The following is a 15,372-nucleotide window of genomic DNA, read 5'->3' on the forward strand; positions in this document are numbered from 1 at the left end:
AGAGTTCACAGCCTCCGAACCTCTCGGCTCCGGAACCACCGAACAAACTGGCTATGCTCACGACATGGCCGCTCTCGGATGGCTCACTCCCCGTAGGCGCTCCGCCACGGCGCGGAGCGTGTTGGCAGGCGAGGCCTCTGCGGAGGCAGCGCGCAAGTCGTCGCAGGACGCGCAGGACATACAGGACGCCCGCGCGGACGAAAAAGCAGCGGAGGAACCGGAGTTCCCGGTCCTCGGCGACGACAGAGCGGCCGCGTTCTTCGACCTCGACAACACCGTCATGCAGGGCGCGTCGATCTTCCACTTCGGCCGGGGCCTGCACAAACGGAAGTTCTTCGAGACCCGCGACCTCCTCAAGTTCGCCTGGCAGCAGGCCTATTTCAGGCTCGCCGGCTCCGAGGACCCCGAGCACATGCAGGAGGCGCGCGACTCCGCGCTGTCCATCGTCAAGGGCCACCGCGTCGCCGAACTCCAGTCGATCGGCGAGGAGATCTACGACGAGTACATGGCCGAGCGCATCTGGCCCGGCACCCGCGCACTCGCCGAGGCGCACCTCGCCGCGGGCCAGAAGGTGTGGCTCGTCACAGCGGCCCCGGTGGAGATCGCCAATGTGATCGCCCGCCGCCTCGGCCTCACCGGCGCGCTCGGCACGGTCGCCGAGTCCGTCGACGGCGTCTATACGGGCAAGTTGGTCGGCGAACCCCTGCACGGCCCCGCGAAGGCGGAGGCGGTAAGGGCGTTGGCGGCGGCGGAGGGCCTGGACCTGTCCCGCTGCGCCGCGTACAGCGACTCGCACAACGACATCCCGATGCTCTCGCTGGTCGGGCACCCCTACGCCATCAACCCGGACTCCAAGCTGCGCAAGCACGCGCGGGAGTTGGACTGGCGGCTGCGCGACTACCGCACGGCCCGCAGGGCGGCCAAGGTCGGCATCCCGGCGGCGGCCGGCGTGGGCGCGGTGGCGGGCGGCACGGCCGCGGCGATCGCTTTGCACCGCCGACGCCGGTGACGCGGTAAACACAGCCAATCCACGGGTCGTACCCGCGTAACCCCCTGTCCAGTCACGTTGGCTGCACACGGCCACAACACGCCCCGGTCCCTGACTGAATTCGGACCGTTCTGATCAACAACCGGTCACTCTGCGGTACTTGATCGGGCGCCAACCGGTTACAGAAGCGACGTAATCGATGATTTGAGCAACTGGGTGTAGCAGCGCCTGCACGAAGCGTTATTCTCCTCAGACGCAATCCGGTACCCCTCCGTCGCTACGACGGGTGAATGTTCCGGTACTGCACGTGATGGAAGCTCTGCCTCTGGGAGTCCCGTGTACCCACACGTCGGGGTTGACGCCTCGGGCCTGGCTACGCTGCGCGCAACGGTCCAAGACCTGTTGCGCGGCTTCGTCCCCACCGCGTACGCCGTCCCCGCCGCCTTCGCCACCACCGCACCCGTCGGTCCGTGCTACGCACTGGCCGACGGTGGCGCCGCGGTGGGCAGACGAGGGCGCTCGGCCGGCGCCGCCACCGCACGCCGTCCGGCCGCTGACAGCGACAGCGCCCGGATGATGGACCTCGTGGAGCGTGCCCAGGCCGGCGAAGCCGACGCCTTCGGCCGCCTCTACGACCAGTACAGCGACACTGTGTACCGGTACATCTACTACCGAGTGGGAGGCAAAGCCACCGCCGAGGACCTCACCAGCGAGACCTTTCTGCGCGCCCTGCGCCGCATCGGCACGTTCACCTATCAGGGTCGCGACTTCGGCGCCTGGCTGGTGACGATCGCCCGCAACCTCGTGGCGGACCACTTCAAGTCGAGCCGCTTCCGGCTGGAAGTGACCACCGGCGAGATGCTCGACGCCAACGAGGTCGAGCGCTCCCCCGAGGACTCCGTCCTGGAGTCCCTGTCGAACGCCGCGCTGCTCGACGCCGTACGGCGGCTCAACCCGCAGCAGCAGGAGTGCGTCACGCTCCGCTTCCTGCAGGGCCTCTCCGTCGCGGAGACCGCCCGCGTGATGGGCAAGAACGAGGGTGCGATCAAGACCCTCCAGTACCGGGCCGTGCGTACTCTCGCCCGGCTCCTCCCGGACGACGCCCGCTGACGGCATACGCTCGGTAACGCCCAACTCGCGCTCAGTGAAAGTCCGTTGAGTTCGCGGTCGGATCATCCGTCGTCCGTAACCCAAGTGCCGCGCCACTCGTTGTGCGGGATACAGGCTCCCTGTGGTCACGACCTGACCCTCTCCGATCACTCGATCGTGTGGATGCGGTCAGGCTGTGCAACCCTCAGGACCCCCTGGGGAGTCGACCGTCATGACGCGAGAGGAGGTGCCGCCAGTGATCGCGAACGTATCGGCGCACCGGCGGGCGAACGCCTTCGCCCAGGCCCTGGAAGAGGAGCAGTCCGACCAGGGCACGGCGGCCGAGCAGTCCGAAGGACCGGCCCCGGCCCCGGCTGCTGCGGAACAGACCGAGCAGGGCCGCATGCTGGCCTTCGCCACCGGTCTCGGCGAGCTGCCCAAACCCGTGCTGGACCCCGAGGTCAAGGTGGTCCAGCGGGCTCAGCTGGTCGCCGCGTTCGAGGCCATGCTGCAAGGCGAGGCACCCGCACCCTCGGTACCGGAGCAGCGCTCCCCCCGGTCCCGGGGTACGCACCGGGCCACCGGTCTGGGCAAGCTGCGACCCCGGTCCCGGCTCACCAAGGGCCTCGCGGCCGGCGGACTGAGCGTCGGGGTCGCCGCGGGTGCCTTCGGCGGAGTGGCCGCGGCGAGCTCGGGCGCCCTGCCCGGTGACTCGCTCTACGGCCTGAAGCGCGGCATCGAGGACTTCAAGCTCAACTACCTGTCCGACGGCGACGACCAGCGCGGTGTGGCCTACCTCGACCAGGCGTCCAACCGCCTGAGCGAGGCACGCCGGCTGATCGAGCGGGACCGCAGCGGCCACCTCGACCACGAGCAGCTCGGCGAGATCCGCCGCACGCTCGCCGGGATGACGCACGACGCGTCCGAGGGCCACCGCCTGCTGCACGAGGCGTACGAGCAGGACCCGAACTCGCTGGGCCCCATCCAGGCCCTCTCCGCGTTCTCCCGTTCGCACCGCGAGGCCTGGGGCGCCCTGCGCGACCGCCTCCCCGTCCAGCTCGGCGACGTCAGCGACCAGGTCTCCTCGGTCTTCGACGCCATAGACGAAGAGGTCGCCCCGCTCCAGTCGCTGCTCCCCCAGCCCCCGGCGACGACCCCCGGCACCGGCAAGCACCGCGCTCCGGACCGGACGTCCACGGGCGGCTCCACCGACACCCACCGCTCGACGACACCGAGCACGACCGACGGCTCCTCGGAGACCAGCCACTCCAGCACCCCGAGCGAGTCCGCCACCACCGGCGACGGCCTCCTCGGCGGCAACACGGGCGGCCTCCTGGACCCCCCGAAGGCCTCGGGCACGGAGTCGCCGTCCACGAGCAAGCCGTCGATCACGGAACCGGACGTCACGCTGCCGCCGCTGCTCCCGGGCTTGCTGCCGGGCCTGGGCATCGACAGCGAGGACGCGAACTAGCCCGATGGGCGCCCTTCCAACGAGGGGCGCCCATCGTCTTTGCTTTTAGGGGCACCTTCCAGCGAGGGGCGCCCCTCGCTTTTAGGGGCGCGGGGAACTGCGCGACAAGCCCCCACCGGCCCGCAGCCAAAAAACTGCGGAACCCAAAAAAAACTAGAAGAACACCGACCTGCGCTGCACCAGCAACTTGTACAGCGTGTGCTGGATCTGCTCCCTCACCTGGTCCGTGAGGTTGAACATCAGCATCGGATCCTCGGCGGCCTCCGGCGGGTAGCCGGCCGTGTGGATCGGCTCGCCGAACTGGATGGTCCACTTCGTGGGGAGCGGGATCGCACCCAGCGGCCCCAGCCAAGGGAACGTCGGCGTGATCGGAAAGTACGGGAAGCCCAGAACCCGGGCCAACGTCTTCGAGTTGCCGATCATCGGGTAGATCTCCTCGGCTCCCACGATCGAGCACGGAATGATCGGCGTGCCCTTGCGCAGGGCGGTGGAGACGAACCCGCCCCGGCCGAACCGCTGGAGCTTGTAGCGCTCGCTGAACGGCTTGCCGATGCCCTTGAAGCCCTCCGGCATCACACCGACCAACTCGCCGCGCCCCAGCAGCCGTTCGGCGTCCTCCGCGCAGGCGAGGGTGTGACCGGCCTTGCGGGCGAGTTCGTTGACCACCGGGAGCATGAAGACGAGGTCCGCCGCGAGGAGGCGCAGGTGGCGCCCCGCGGGGTGGTTGTCGTGGACGGCGATCTGCATCATCACGCCGTCCAGCGGCAGCGTCCCGGAGTGGTTGGCGACGATCAGCGCGCCGCCCTCCGCCGGGATGTTCTCGATGCCCTTGACCTCGACCCGGAAGTACTTCTCGTACAGCGGGCGCAGCGCCGGCATCAGGAGTTCGTCGGTGAGCTCCTCGTCGTAGCCGAAGTCGTCGACCTCGTAGTCCCCGGTCAGCCGGCGGCGCAGGAACGACAGGCCATGGGCGACCCGGCGTTCCAGGGCGCTCTGGAGGCTCTGGATCTCCTCGGCCTGCGGCTTCTCCGGCTCATGTTCCTCACGCGTCACAGGAACATCATCCTGCGCGAAGTCCCGGCCCGGCAGGGGCTGGACCTCACGGACCAGCGCGGGCTCGCCGTTCTTGCGCCGGTTCCCCGTGCTCCGGCGCCGCTGCGGCCGCTGCACGCCGTTGGCGCGGGACCGGTCGTCGTCGAACGGAATGACCTTGGCATCCGCCATCGTTGATGCGCTCCTCAGTTGGCGCTCGGCGTCGGGGGGTGGCCGCTGTCCGGCCGGGACAGCGCGGCGATCCGGTCGACGGCTCCCGCGAGGACCTCCGGCGGCAGCAGCCCCGGGCCCTGGCTGCGCGCGAAGTCCGCGAAGGTCTCGGCGGTCGTGTACCTCGGCTTGTACCCCAGCGTCTCGCGCATCTGGACCGTCGACACGACCCGGCCGTGGGTGAGCAGCCGGATCTGCTCCGGGGAGAAGTCCGTCATCCCCAGCGTGCGCACCAGGGAACCGGCCCAGGTGACCGCGGGCAGCAGCAGCGGCACGGTCGGGCGGCCCAGGCGCCGCGAGCACTGGGAGAGCAGCAGGACGCCGTCCCCGGCGATGTTGAAGGTGCCGCTGTTGAGCGTGCCCCGCTCCGGATCGTGCGAGGCGATCCGCAGGACGTCGATCACGTCGTCCTCGTGCACGAACTGCAGCCGCGGGTCGTAGCCGAACACGGTCGGCAGGACCGGCAGCGAGAAGTACGACGCGAGCGGTGAATCGGCCGTAGGACCAAGGATGTTGGCGAAGCGGAGCACGCACACGGCGACGTCGGGGCGGCGACGGGCGAAGCCGCGCACGTACCCCTCGACCTCGACGGTGTCCTTCGCGAAGCCGCCGCTCGGCAGGGACTTCGGCGGGGTGCCCTCGGTGAAGACGGCCGGGTCGCGCGGGGCGGAGCCGTAGACGTTCGTGCTGGACTTCACCACCAGGCGCTTCACGACCGGCGACTTCTGGCAGGCACCCAGCAGCTGCATGGTGCCGATGACGTTGGTCTCCTTGACCGTGGTCCGGCTGCCGCTGCCCAGGGCGGTGCCCGTCACGTCCATGTGCACGACCGTGTCGGCGCCGGACTCGGCGAGCACCCGCGCGATGGTGGGCTGCCGGATGTCGGCCTGGATGAACTCCGCGCCCCCGAGATGGTGCCCGGGCGCGACCGCGTCCACGGCGATCACCCGGTCCACCTGAGGGTCACGCTGGATCCGTCGTACGAACCGGCCCCCCAGCTGACGGGCCACTCCGGTCACGAGCACGACCTTCCCCAAGATCAGCGCCTTCCTTTTGAGTTACCCGTGTGCGGCCAACCTAGCGGTTCGGTGTTGCGCTGTGATGACCGCCTGACGGACGACGTCCCGAGTACCCGCATTCGGCACATGACGCGGACATGGGCGCGGAAAAAACTGTGGCCCCCCACCGAATTCGGTGGGGGGCCACAGGAGACGCTCTCGCGGCGCCGCGTCGCCTACTTCTTGTTACGACGCTGCACGCGCGTGCGCTTCAGCAGCTTGCGGTGCTTCTTCTTAGCCATCCGCTTGCGCCGCTTCTTGATAACAGAGCCCACGACTACCCTCGCTCACTTCTCATCACTCGGTGCTGGGCATCATGGGCCCATACGACCTACAAGGGGCCAGCCTACCCGTCCGAGCGCTGAGGTCGTAATCGAGGTATCGCCTCAGGCTGTCTCCACCCCCACATAACTCTCGCGAAGGTACTCGTGTACCGCTTGCTCGGGGACGCGGAAGGACCGCCCCACCCGGATAGCGGGCAGATGACCGCTGTGCACCAACCGGTACACGGTCATCTTCGACACTCGCATCACCGAGGCGACCTCCGCCACGGTAAGGAACTGAACCTCGTTCAGAGGCCTCTCGCCAGCTGCAGCCATGACACACCTGAACCTTCCGCACTCGACGGTCACCGGCTTCCCCTTCCGGTGACTCTTCGTCGTTGCGTGCTCACTCCCCAATGTAGGGGCGTGTGATGCGAGTGGGGAAGAGGTGCACCCATCGGCGGCCTACTGTGACAGACACGCTCGATTGAGTACGTAGCGGGTAAGCGGGCGGTAGTAAGCGGACCGCACGGCGTCATCAAGTGGAACGACGACGGACACCGACCCCTCGGCCTCCCCCACGAACAGCGCGGGGTCGTCGGTATCGGCAAGACCAATGGCCTCGAACCCCAGCTGACCTGCTCCGCAGACCCATCCGTGGTCCCCGATCACCAGCTCAGGAAGCGTCCCGCCGGCCTCCGCCGCCGCACCCAGCACGGTACGAACCGGCAGCGGCGAGTGCGTGTGTGCGCCGGGCTCACGACCGGAGCGTTCGGGGCCCGGTTCGCGGACGAGCGCGACGCCGTGTACGTAGTCAAGGTTGTACGTGCGTAGACCGAACCGGGTCGTTATGTCGACAGAGAGACCCTGCGCTGGGGTGAGAACAGCACATCCCGCCGCCGACAAGGCGTCCGCCAACGCGGCGTAGAACCCGAGCAGTCGATGCGGATGCCCGGTCCCGAGAAGCACGGCCCCGCTGCGCTCCGCTACCTCCCCCAACCGATCGGCGAAGGCATCCAAAGCACTCAAAGTCCGCTCCGGGTCGATCACATCATGCCCGGAAGTGTGCGTCGGGTCGGCCGAAACCCCACACTTGTCCGCCATCAGCCCGATCAGATCCTTCTGCCCCCACGTCCATTCGGGATCGAGTCCGATCAGCACCCGGGGGTCCCGCGCGGCGAAGGCGCGATAGCTCCGCAGACTCTCCTCCCGCGAGGTGGCCACGGGCCCGGCCAGCCGTGCGGCCAGCAGATGGGCGCGGAGGGCGCCGGTGGTCAACACGAGGCTGATGCTGACGGACGGCGGCCCCGGCCACGGCCGGAACCCCGGAAACACCGCGCGGTTGGCGTAACACCGGTGACAGGACGGTGACACAACGGCCCACAACTGTCTTACGGCTCCCCGGGTCTCACCTTGCGTGGGGCGGAACGACCAACCGCCCCAAGGAAGTTGACCGACACATCACCACCTGGGGGAACACCATGATGAAGCTGTCCCGTCGCACGACAACCGCCGCCGCACTCACCGTCCTCGCCCTCGCCGGCACGGTGGCCGCCACGGCCCCGGCATCGGCGGCAACGACGACCAAGGTGGCGGCCGCCGCCACCTACAACGGCGCCTGCGGCACCGGCTACAAGGTCATCGACTCCACGCCGGTGGGCAACTCCGGCAAGGTCTTCGTCACCTGGAACGAGTCCACCGGCAAGAACTGCGCCGTGACCGTCCGCAACGCGGTCGGCGCCAGGATCAACATGGCGGTCACCCTGGACGCCCTCGGCAACTCGGACGACCCGTCCGTCGACTCCGGTACGTACACGAGCTACGCCGGCCCGGTCTACGTCGACGGCCGCGACTCCTGCATCGCCTGGGGCGGCACCATCGGCAACGCGTCTGCGGAGGACTCGGGGCACTGCGGCTGACGCCTGAACGGGGAACGCCGGGGGCGGTTTGGCTGGCCGTCCCCGGCGGGGGCGCCTTGGCTGGGGCTGGCGGGGGCGGGAGCTTCTCGACATGGGTGGCTGCTTGTTGGCACCCGCGGCTACTTCTAGAGGCCTGCGGCCACTTCTAGACGCCGGCCGGCGTCACCCGGCGATGACTCACACGTATCGACATCGGTTGGTGTTGCCTGGCGGGGGCCGACACTTCTCGACACCGGCCGGCGTCACCCGGCAGGGGCTGCCATCGACACCGGCCGGTATCGCTCGGCGGGGGCGGGCACTTCTCGACACAGGCCCGCGTCACCCAGCCCGCCCGACCGCACTTCTCAGCACAGACCCGCAAATCCAGCCCGTCCGGCGTTTGAGGACGAGGCCGTTCAGGCCGAAGGGGGGTCTGGGGGCGCAGCCCCCAGGGATGGGACGGGTAGGGGCGGCGGGGGCGAAAAATCCCCGCGACACCACCCCCACCCACCCGCACGACAACCCGCTCCACCGCCGGGGGCTCACGCCAACAACCCCCGCAACGGAAACACCGCCCGCCGAGTAGCCAAAACAGCCTGGTCAAGCCGATCCGCAGGGTCGTACCCCGACTCCCAGTCGGCGTAAGAAACCGGCCACCGCCCATCAGTCATCCGCTGAGGCCCCAACTGCCGCGTCCGAGCAAACACTTCCTGCCGCCACCCCTCAGGAATCACCGCCTCCGGCGCGACCTCCCGCCCCGCGGCAATCGCAACGAGATGCGTCCAGGACCGCGGCACCACCTCCACCACGGCATAACCACCCCCGCCGAGCGCAACCCACTTCCCGTCCGCGTACTCGTGCGCAAGCTCATGACACGCGACCTGCACAGCCCGCTGCGCATCCAACGACACCGCGAGATGAGCAAGCGGGTCCTCGAAGTGCGTATCGGCCCCGTGCTGCGAAACGAGCACCTGCGGCCGAAAGTCCGCGATCAACTCCGGTACGACAGCGTGAAAGGCCCGCAACCACCCCGCGTCCCCGGTCCCGGCCGGCAACGCCACATTGACCGCAGAGCCCTCCCCCCGCCCGGCCCCGGTCTCCTCAGGCCACCCGGTCTGCGGAAACAACGTCCGAGGATGCTCATGCAGGGAGATCGTCAACACCCGGGGGTCCTCCCAGAACGCCGCCTGGACCCCGTCCCCGTGATGCACATCGACATCGACGTACACGATCCGCTCGGCCCCCAACTCCAGCAGCCGGGCGATGGCGAGCGAGGCGTCGTTGTAAATACAGAACCCCGAGGCAGCCCCCGGCATGGCGTGATGCAACCCACCCGAGAAGTTCACGGCATGCAGCGCATCCCCACCCCACACAGCTTCCGCCGCCCCCACCGACTGCCCCGCAATCAGCGCCGACACCTCATGCATCCCGGCAAAGGCAGGATCATCCATGGTCCCGAGCCCATACGCCCCGTCCGCCGACTCCGGATCAGCCGAGGCCGCCTTCACGGCCTCGACGTAGTCCTCCCGGTGGACCAGCCGCAACGTCGAGTCACCGGCGGCCTTGGCCGCCACCACATCCACGTCCTTGTCGAGCCCGAAGGCATCGACGAGTCTCCGGGTCAGGGCGAGCCGAACCGGATCCATCGGATGGTCCCGGCCGAAGTCATAGCCCGTTACTGCCTCGTCCCACATCAGCTGTGCGCGCCCGCTCATGCCCGTCACCGTACCGGCCCGCCAGCGGCGCGAACGAGCGGGCGTACACCAACGTCACCAGCACCAACACCATCGGCACGAGCATCGCCCCGCGATAACTCCAGGCATCACCCAGCGCCCCCACCAACGGCGAACCGATCAGAAACCCCACGTAATTGAACACATTGAGCCGCGCAATAGCCGTATCCGAAGCCCCCGGAAACAACCGCCCGGCCGCCGCAAAGGTCTGCGGCACCAGCACACACAACCCGAGCCCCAGCAACGTGAACCCGAGCATCCCGACCCCGGCCCCGGGCGCCACCGCCACCACGGCGAACCCCACCGCGGCCACCACCGCCCCCAACCGCACAACAGCCACGGCCCCGAACCGCCGCACGCCCAGGTCCCCGATCCCCCGCCCGACCAGGCACATCACCATGTAGACGTTGTACGGAACGGTCGCCACCTGCTCCGAACTGCCCAGCACGTCCTTCAGATACTTCGCACTCCAGTTGGAGACGGTCGAGTCCCCGATATAGGCGAAGGTCATCACCAGACACAGGGGCAGCAGCAACTTGAAGACCAGCGGCCCAGCCTCCGCCCCCTCGACTTCCTCACCCGGCGCACCCCCGTCGACGTACCACCGACTCCCCACAAAGGCGGCCGGCAACAACACAGCCACCACGGGCAGATACGACACCCACAACGCGAGATGCCAGTGCGCCCCGGCCCACGCCAGCGAGGCCCCCACGATCCCGCCCAGGCTGTACGCGGCGTGGAAACTGAGCATGATGCTTCGCCCGTACGTCCGCTGCAGACTCACCCCGAGCATGTTCATCGAGGCATCCAGCGCACCCACCCCGAGCCCGAACGCGCCGAGGGCGACGGCCAGTTCGGCCATGCTGTCGCCCGCTCCGACCCCGAGCAGCGCCAGGAGCACGACGGGCTGGGACCAGCGCAGCAGCACGCTGGGCCGTATTCGCTTCACCAGTTGCTCGGTGGTCACACTCCCGACCCCGGCGAGGATCGGCACGGCGGCCAGGAAGACGGGCAGCAGCCCGTCCGAGACCCCGTACCGGTCCTGGATCGCCGGAATGCGTGTCACGAGCAGCGCGAAGGTGGCGCCCTGAGCGAAGAAGCTGAACGCCAAAGAGGCCCTACCGCGCCGCAGCACATCTGTCATGGCGGCGAGCGTAAGGGCCCCGGCGTACTCGTGGGTAGATCCAACCAAAGATGAATTCTGCTCAGCTTTACCGAGCGGCGGCCAGCGAGGGCATCGCCGCAGGTACGGGGGCGTCCCCGGCCTTCAGCTCCGCGTCGATCATCTCCGCCATCGGCCCCACGGCGACACCGCCACTGACCACGGACGTCACGGCGATCGTGCCGATCATCACGACCGTGCCCAGCCACACCATGGTGTCCACGGGCAGCGTGTACACCCCGACGACCCGCGCGACGCACTCCGCGAGCAGCATCACACCCCACACGAGCGAGAACCGCCGCTCGGCCCGCTGGAACGCCACCGACCCGCTCAACAGCCGCTCGAACGCGGCCTCCCGCTCCGGGTTGCCCTTCACCAGGAAGGGCTTCATCCCGGCGGTCATCATCGGCTTCCCCATCACCACGGACACGAGGATCCCGATCCCGACGACACTGCTGATCCCGCTGTCCTTGGCGAGCATCAGCCGCGGATCACCAGCCACCAGGCTGAGCAACACCCCGACGACATTCACGAACAGAATCAGCACCGCGAACGCGTTGACCGTCCGCTCCGCGACGACCCCCCACACGGTCCGCACCGCCGGCACGACACTGCTCCACCCCAGCGCCGCCACGGTCCCCATCCCGAACCCGCTCTTCAACAGGTAGTACGACCCGATCGGCACCGCCACATCCGCGAGGAGCGGCCCGAAGTTCTTCTTCATGGAGCCCGTGTTCGTCGTCATGCCCTCAGCTTGCCGCGAGGCCCCGACCCGCCAGTAGAACCGATCATCCGGACCTCGGCATGACAAATGTCAGTGCGCGAACAATGCCCGAGGTCATTCCAGCAGCTCAGCCAACTGCCCCATGTCACCAAAGAGTTGACTGGCCCCAGCAAGCCGCTCAGCAGGAGTCATCCCGGTGAACCCATACACATCCATCCCAGCCGCCACAGCCGCCTGCACCCCGAGCGGACTGTCCTCTACGACGACACACCGCTCCGGCGCGACACCCATCCGCTCGGCCGCGTACAGGAACAGATCCGGCGCGGGCTTCCCCCGCCCCACGTCCTCGGAGCTGAACACCCACTCCTCCTCGAACCACTCGTCCAGCCCCGTCGTCCGGTGCCCCACCCGAATCCGCTCATGGCTCCCGGACGACGCCACGCAGTACGGCACCCCGTCCGCGACCAGCCTCTCCAGCACGTCGACGGCCCCGGCAACCGGCTTCAACTCCCGCTCGAACGCGGCGAACACGCGGGCATGGAAGACATCGTCGAAGTCGTCCGGCAACCGCTGCCCGGTCCGCTCCTCGACGAGATCATGGACGCGGTGCATCGCAGAGCCCATGTAGTCACGGAGGGACTCCTCGTAGGAGGTCGGGTGCCCGAGCTCGGTGAGATAGCCGGCCAGGAGCCTGTTGGAGATCGGCTCACTGTCGACGAGGACACCATCGTTGTCGAAGATCACGAGGTCATAGCGCATACTGCTGAGCCTAAACGCAGAAAACCCCCGTACCGAATTAACGGTACGGGGGTTTTCGCAATATTTGTTCGGCGGCGTCCTACTCTCCCACAGGGTCCCCCCTGCAGTACCATCGGCGCTGTAAGGCTTAGCTTCCGGGTTCGGAATGTAACCGGGCGTTTCCCTCACGCTATGACCACCGAAACACTATGAAACAGACAACCGCACCACACCCAGTGGCCCTGGACATGGGGTTGTTCGTGGTTTCAGAACCAACACAGTGGACGCGAGCAACTGAGGACAAGCCCTCGGCCTATTAGTACCGGTCACCTCCAGCGGTTACCCGCCTTCCAGATCCGGCCTATCAACCCAGTCGTCTACTGGGAGCCTTAACCCCTCAAGGGGGTGGGAACACTCATCTCGAAGCAGGCTTCCCGCTTAGATGCTTTCAGCGGTTATCCCTCCCGAACGTAGCCAACCAGCCATGCCCTTGGCAGAACAACTGGCACACCAGAGGTTCGTCCGTCCCGGTCCTCTCGTACTAGGGACAGCCCTTCTCAATGTTCCTGCGCGCGCAGCGGATAGGGACCGAACTGTCTCACGACGTTCTAAACCCAGCTCGCGTACCGCTTTAATGGGCGAACAGCCCAACCCTTGGGACCGACTCCAGCCCCAGGATGCGACGAGCCGACATCGAGGTGCCAAACCATCCCGTCGATATGGACTCTTGGGGAAGATCAGCCTGTTATCCCCGGGGTACCTTTTATCCGTTGAGCGACGGCGCTTCCACAAGCCACCGCCGGATCACTAGTCCCGACTTTCGTCCCTGCTCGACCCGTCGGTCTCACAGTCAAGCTCCCTTGTGCACTTACACTCAACACCTGATTGCCAACCAGGCTGAGGGAACCTTTGGGCGCCTCCGTTACTCTTTAGGAGGCAACCGCCCCAGTTAAACTACCCATCAGACACTGTCCCTGATCCGGATCACGGACCCAGGTTAGACATCCAGCACGACCAGACTGGTATTTCAACGACGACTCCACCTGAACTGGCGTCCAAGCTTCACAGTCTCCCAGCTATCCTACACAAGCCGAACCGAACACCAATATCAAACTGTAGTAAAGGTCCCGGGGTCTTTCCGTCCTGCTGCGCGAAACGAGCATCTTTACTCGTAGTGCAATTTCACCGGGCCTATGGTTGAGACAGTCGAGAAGTCGTTACGCCATTCGTGCAGGTCGGAACTTACCCGACAAGGAATTTCGCTACCTTAGGATGGTTATAGTTACCACCGCCGTTTACTGGCGCTTAAGTTCTCAGCTTCGCCCAACCGAAGTTGGACTAACCGGTCCCCTTAACGTTCCAGCACCGGGCAGGCGTCAGTCCGTATACATCGCCTTACGGCTTCGCACGGACCTGTGTTTTTAGTAAACAGTCGCTTCTCGCTGGTCTCTGCGGCCACCCCCAGCTCAAGGAGCAAGTCCTCTCACCGGTGATGGCCCCCCTTCTCCCGAAGTTACGGGGGCATTTTGCCGAGTTCCTTAACCATAGTTCACCCGAACGCCTCGGTATTCTCTACCTGACCACCTGAGTCGGTTTAGGGTACGGGCCGCCATGAAACTCGCTAGAGGCTTTTCTCGACAGCATAGGATCATCCACTTCACCACAATCGGCTCGGCATCAGGTCTCAGACTTAATGAATGGCGGATTTGCCTACCACTCGTCCTACACCCTTACCCCGGGACAACCACCGCCCGGGATGGACTACCTTCCTGCGTCACCCCATCACTCACCTACTAACCGCTTGGGCCGGCGGCTCCACCACTTTCCATTCCCCGAAGGGTCCGGAACGGCTTCACGGCCTTAGCATCACGATGCTCGATGTTTGACGCTTCACAGCGGGTACCGGAATATCAACCGGTTATCCATCGACTACGCCTGTCGGCCTCGCCTTAGGTCCCGACTTACCCTGGGCAGATCAGCTTGACCCAGGAACCCTTAGTCAATCGGCGCACACGTTTCTCACGTGTGTATCGCTACTCATGCCTGCATTCTCACTCGTGAACCGTCCACCACTAGCTTCCGCTGCGGCTTCACCCGGCACACGACGCTCCCCTACCCATCCCAGCAGGCGTTGGCCCTATTACTGGAATGACACGACTTCGGCGGTACGCTTGAGCCCCGCTACATTGTCGGCGCGGAATCACTAGACCAGTGAGCTATTACGCACTCTTTCAAGGGTGGCTGCTTCTAAGCCAACCTCCTGGTTGTCTCTGCGACTCCACATCCTTTCCCACTTAGCGTACGCTTAGGGGCCTTAGTCGATGCTCTGGGCTGTTTCCCTCTCGACCATGGAGCTTATCCCCCACAGTCTCACTGCCGTGCTCTCACTTACCGGCATTCGGAGTTTGGCTAAGGTCAGTAACCCGGTAGGGCCCATCGCCTATCCAGTGCTCTACCTCCGGCAAGAAACACACGACGCTGCACCTAAATGCATTTCGGGGAGAACCAGCTATCACGGAGTTTGATTGGCCTTTCACCCCTAACCACAGGTCATCCCCCAGGTTTTCAACCCTGGTGGGTTCGGTCCTCCACGAAGTCTTACCTCCGCTTCAACCTGCCCATGGCTAGATCACTCCGCTTCGGGTCTTGAGCGCGCTACTAAACCGCCCTATTCGGACTCGCTTTCGCTACGGCTTCCCCACACGGGTTAACCTCGCAACACACCGCAAACTCGCAGGCTCATTCTTCAAAAGGCACGCAGTCACGACGCACCAAGTAAACTTGATGCGCGACGCTCCCACGGCTTGTAGGCACACGGTTTCAGGTACTATTTCACTCCGCTCCCGCGGTACTTTTCACCATTCCCTCACGGTACTATCCGCTATCGGTCACCAGGGAATATTTAGGCTTAGCGGGTGGTCCCGCCAGATTCACACGGGATTTCTCGGGCCCCGTGCTACTTGGGTGTCTCTCAAACGAGCCGTT

Annotated in this window: 13 protein-coding genes and 2 rRNA genes (1 of these 15 only partly in view); 4 read left to right on the top strand and 11 right to left on the bottom strand. The window is 66.3% G+C overall.

The window, feature by feature from the left end:
* Window positions 1–64: 64 nt before the first annotated feature.
* From OG504_RS24010 to OG504_RS24020, 3 genes are all read left to right on the top strand, one after another.
* Entirely contained in the window at window positions 65–1,009 is a 945-nt protein-coding gene (locus tag OG504_RS24010; RefSeq protein ID WP_405991669.1) for an HAD family hydrolase, read from the top strand.
* A 315-nt stretch (window positions 1,010–1,324) separates the two neighbouring features.
* The gene (locus OG504_RS24015; RefSeq protein WP_026151088.1) at window positions 1,325–2,098 is read left to right on the top strand and encodes an ECF subfamily RNA polymerase sigma factor, BldN family; all 774 of its coding nucleotides are present in this window, start codon (window positions 1,325–1,327) and stop codon (window positions 2,096–2,098) included.
* A gap of 235 nt (window positions 2,099–2,333) precedes the next feature.
* Window positions 2,334–3,548: a DUF5667 domain-containing protein gene (locus OG504_RS24020; RefSeq protein WP_405991670.1), complete on the top strand. Its 1,215-nt coding sequence runs from the start codon at window positions 2,334–2,336 to the stop codon at window positions 3,546–3,548.
* Between the two features lie 153 nt (window positions 3,549–3,701).
* Here OG504_RS24020 and OG504_RS24025 read toward each other — a convergent pair whose 3' ends face one another.
* The 5 genes from OG504_RS24025 to OG504_RS24045 form a co-directional block, all read right to left on the bottom strand.
* Entirely contained in the window at window positions 3,702–4,772 is a 1,071-nt protein-coding gene (locus tag OG504_RS24025) for a lysophospholipid acyltransferase family protein (RefSeq protein WP_405991671.1), read from the bottom strand.
* 14 nt (window positions 4,773–4,786) lie between these two features.
* A complete protein-coding gene (locus tag OG504_RS24030; RefSeq protein WP_405991672.1) occupies window positions 4,787–5,848 on the bottom strand; it encodes an NAD-dependent epimerase/dehydratase family protein in 1,062 nt (353 codons plus the stop codon).
* Between the two features lie 197 nt (window positions 5,849–6,045).
* Window positions 6,046–6,144 carry a 30S ribosomal protein bS22 gene (locus OG504_RS24035; RefSeq protein WP_003948845.1) on the bottom strand — a complete coding sequence of 33 codons (99 nt, stop codon included), beginning with the start codon at window positions 6,142–6,144 and terminating at the stop codon, window positions 6,046–6,048.
* 111 nt (window positions 6,145–6,255) lie between these two features.
* Window positions 6,256–6,468, bottom strand: coding sequence for a helix-turn-helix domain-containing protein (locus tag OG504_RS24040; RefSeq protein ID WP_004984898.1), 213 nt, complete (start codon window positions 6,466–6,468; stop codon window positions 6,256–6,258).
* A gap of 129 nt (window positions 6,469–6,597) precedes the next feature.
* Window positions 6,598–7,413, bottom strand: coding sequence for a phosphatase (locus OG504_RS24045; RefSeq protein ID WP_405991673.1), 816 nt, complete (start codon window positions 7,411–7,413; stop codon window positions 6,598–6,600).
* Window positions 7,414–7,616: 203 nt separating this feature from the next.
* Between OG504_RS24045 and OG504_RS24050 the strand changes: the two genes are divergently transcribed.
* The gene (locus OG504_RS24050) at window positions 7,617–8,051 is read left to right on the top strand and encodes a spore-associated protein A (RefSeq protein ID WP_405991674.1); all 435 of its coding nucleotides are present in this window, start codon (window positions 7,617–7,619) and stop codon (window positions 8,049–8,051) included.
* A 521-nt stretch (window positions 8,052–8,572) separates the two neighbouring features.
* Here OG504_RS24050 and OG504_RS24055 read toward each other — a convergent pair.
* The 6 genes from OG504_RS24055 to OG504_RS24080 all read right to left on the bottom strand — a co-directional run.
* Window positions 8,573–9,745 carry an acetoin utilization protein AcuC gene (locus OG504_RS24055; protein ID WP_405991675.1) on the bottom strand — a complete coding sequence of 391 codons (1,173 nt, stop codon included), beginning with the start codon at window positions 9,743–9,745 and terminating at the stop codon, window positions 8,573–8,575.
* A complete protein-coding gene (locus OG504_RS24060; RefSeq protein WP_405991676.1) occupies window positions 9,696–10,907 on the bottom strand; it encodes an MFS transporter in 1,212 nt (403 codons plus the stop codon). Before OG504_RS24060 ends, OG504_RS24055 begins: the two co-directional genes overlap by 50 nt.
* Window positions 10,908–10,974: 67 nt before the next feature.
* A complete protein-coding gene (locus OG504_RS24065) occupies window positions 10,975–11,670 on the bottom strand; it encodes a VC0807 family protein (protein WP_405991677.1) in 696 nt (231 codons plus the stop codon).
* Window positions 11,671–11,763: 93 nt separating this feature from the next.
* Window positions 11,764–12,408 (bottom strand): HAD family hydrolase, encoded by a 645-nt coding sequence (locus tag OG504_RS24070; RefSeq protein WP_405991678.1) that lies wholly within the window; start codon window positions 12,406–12,408, stop codon window positions 11,764–11,766.
* A gap of 66 nt (window positions 12,409–12,474) precedes the next feature.
* Window positions 12,475–12,591 (bottom strand): 5S ribosomal RNA (gene rrf / locus OG504_RS24075).
* 92 nt (window positions 12,592–12,683) lie between these two features.
* Window positions 12,684–15,372 (bottom strand): 23S ribosomal RNA (locus OG504_RS24080) (it continues 434 nt past the right edge of the window).

This window comes from Streptomyces sp. NBC_00986 (assembly GCF_045162565.1).
GTDB lineage: Bacteria > Actinomycetota > Actinomycetes > Streptomycetales > Streptomycetaceae > Streptomyces.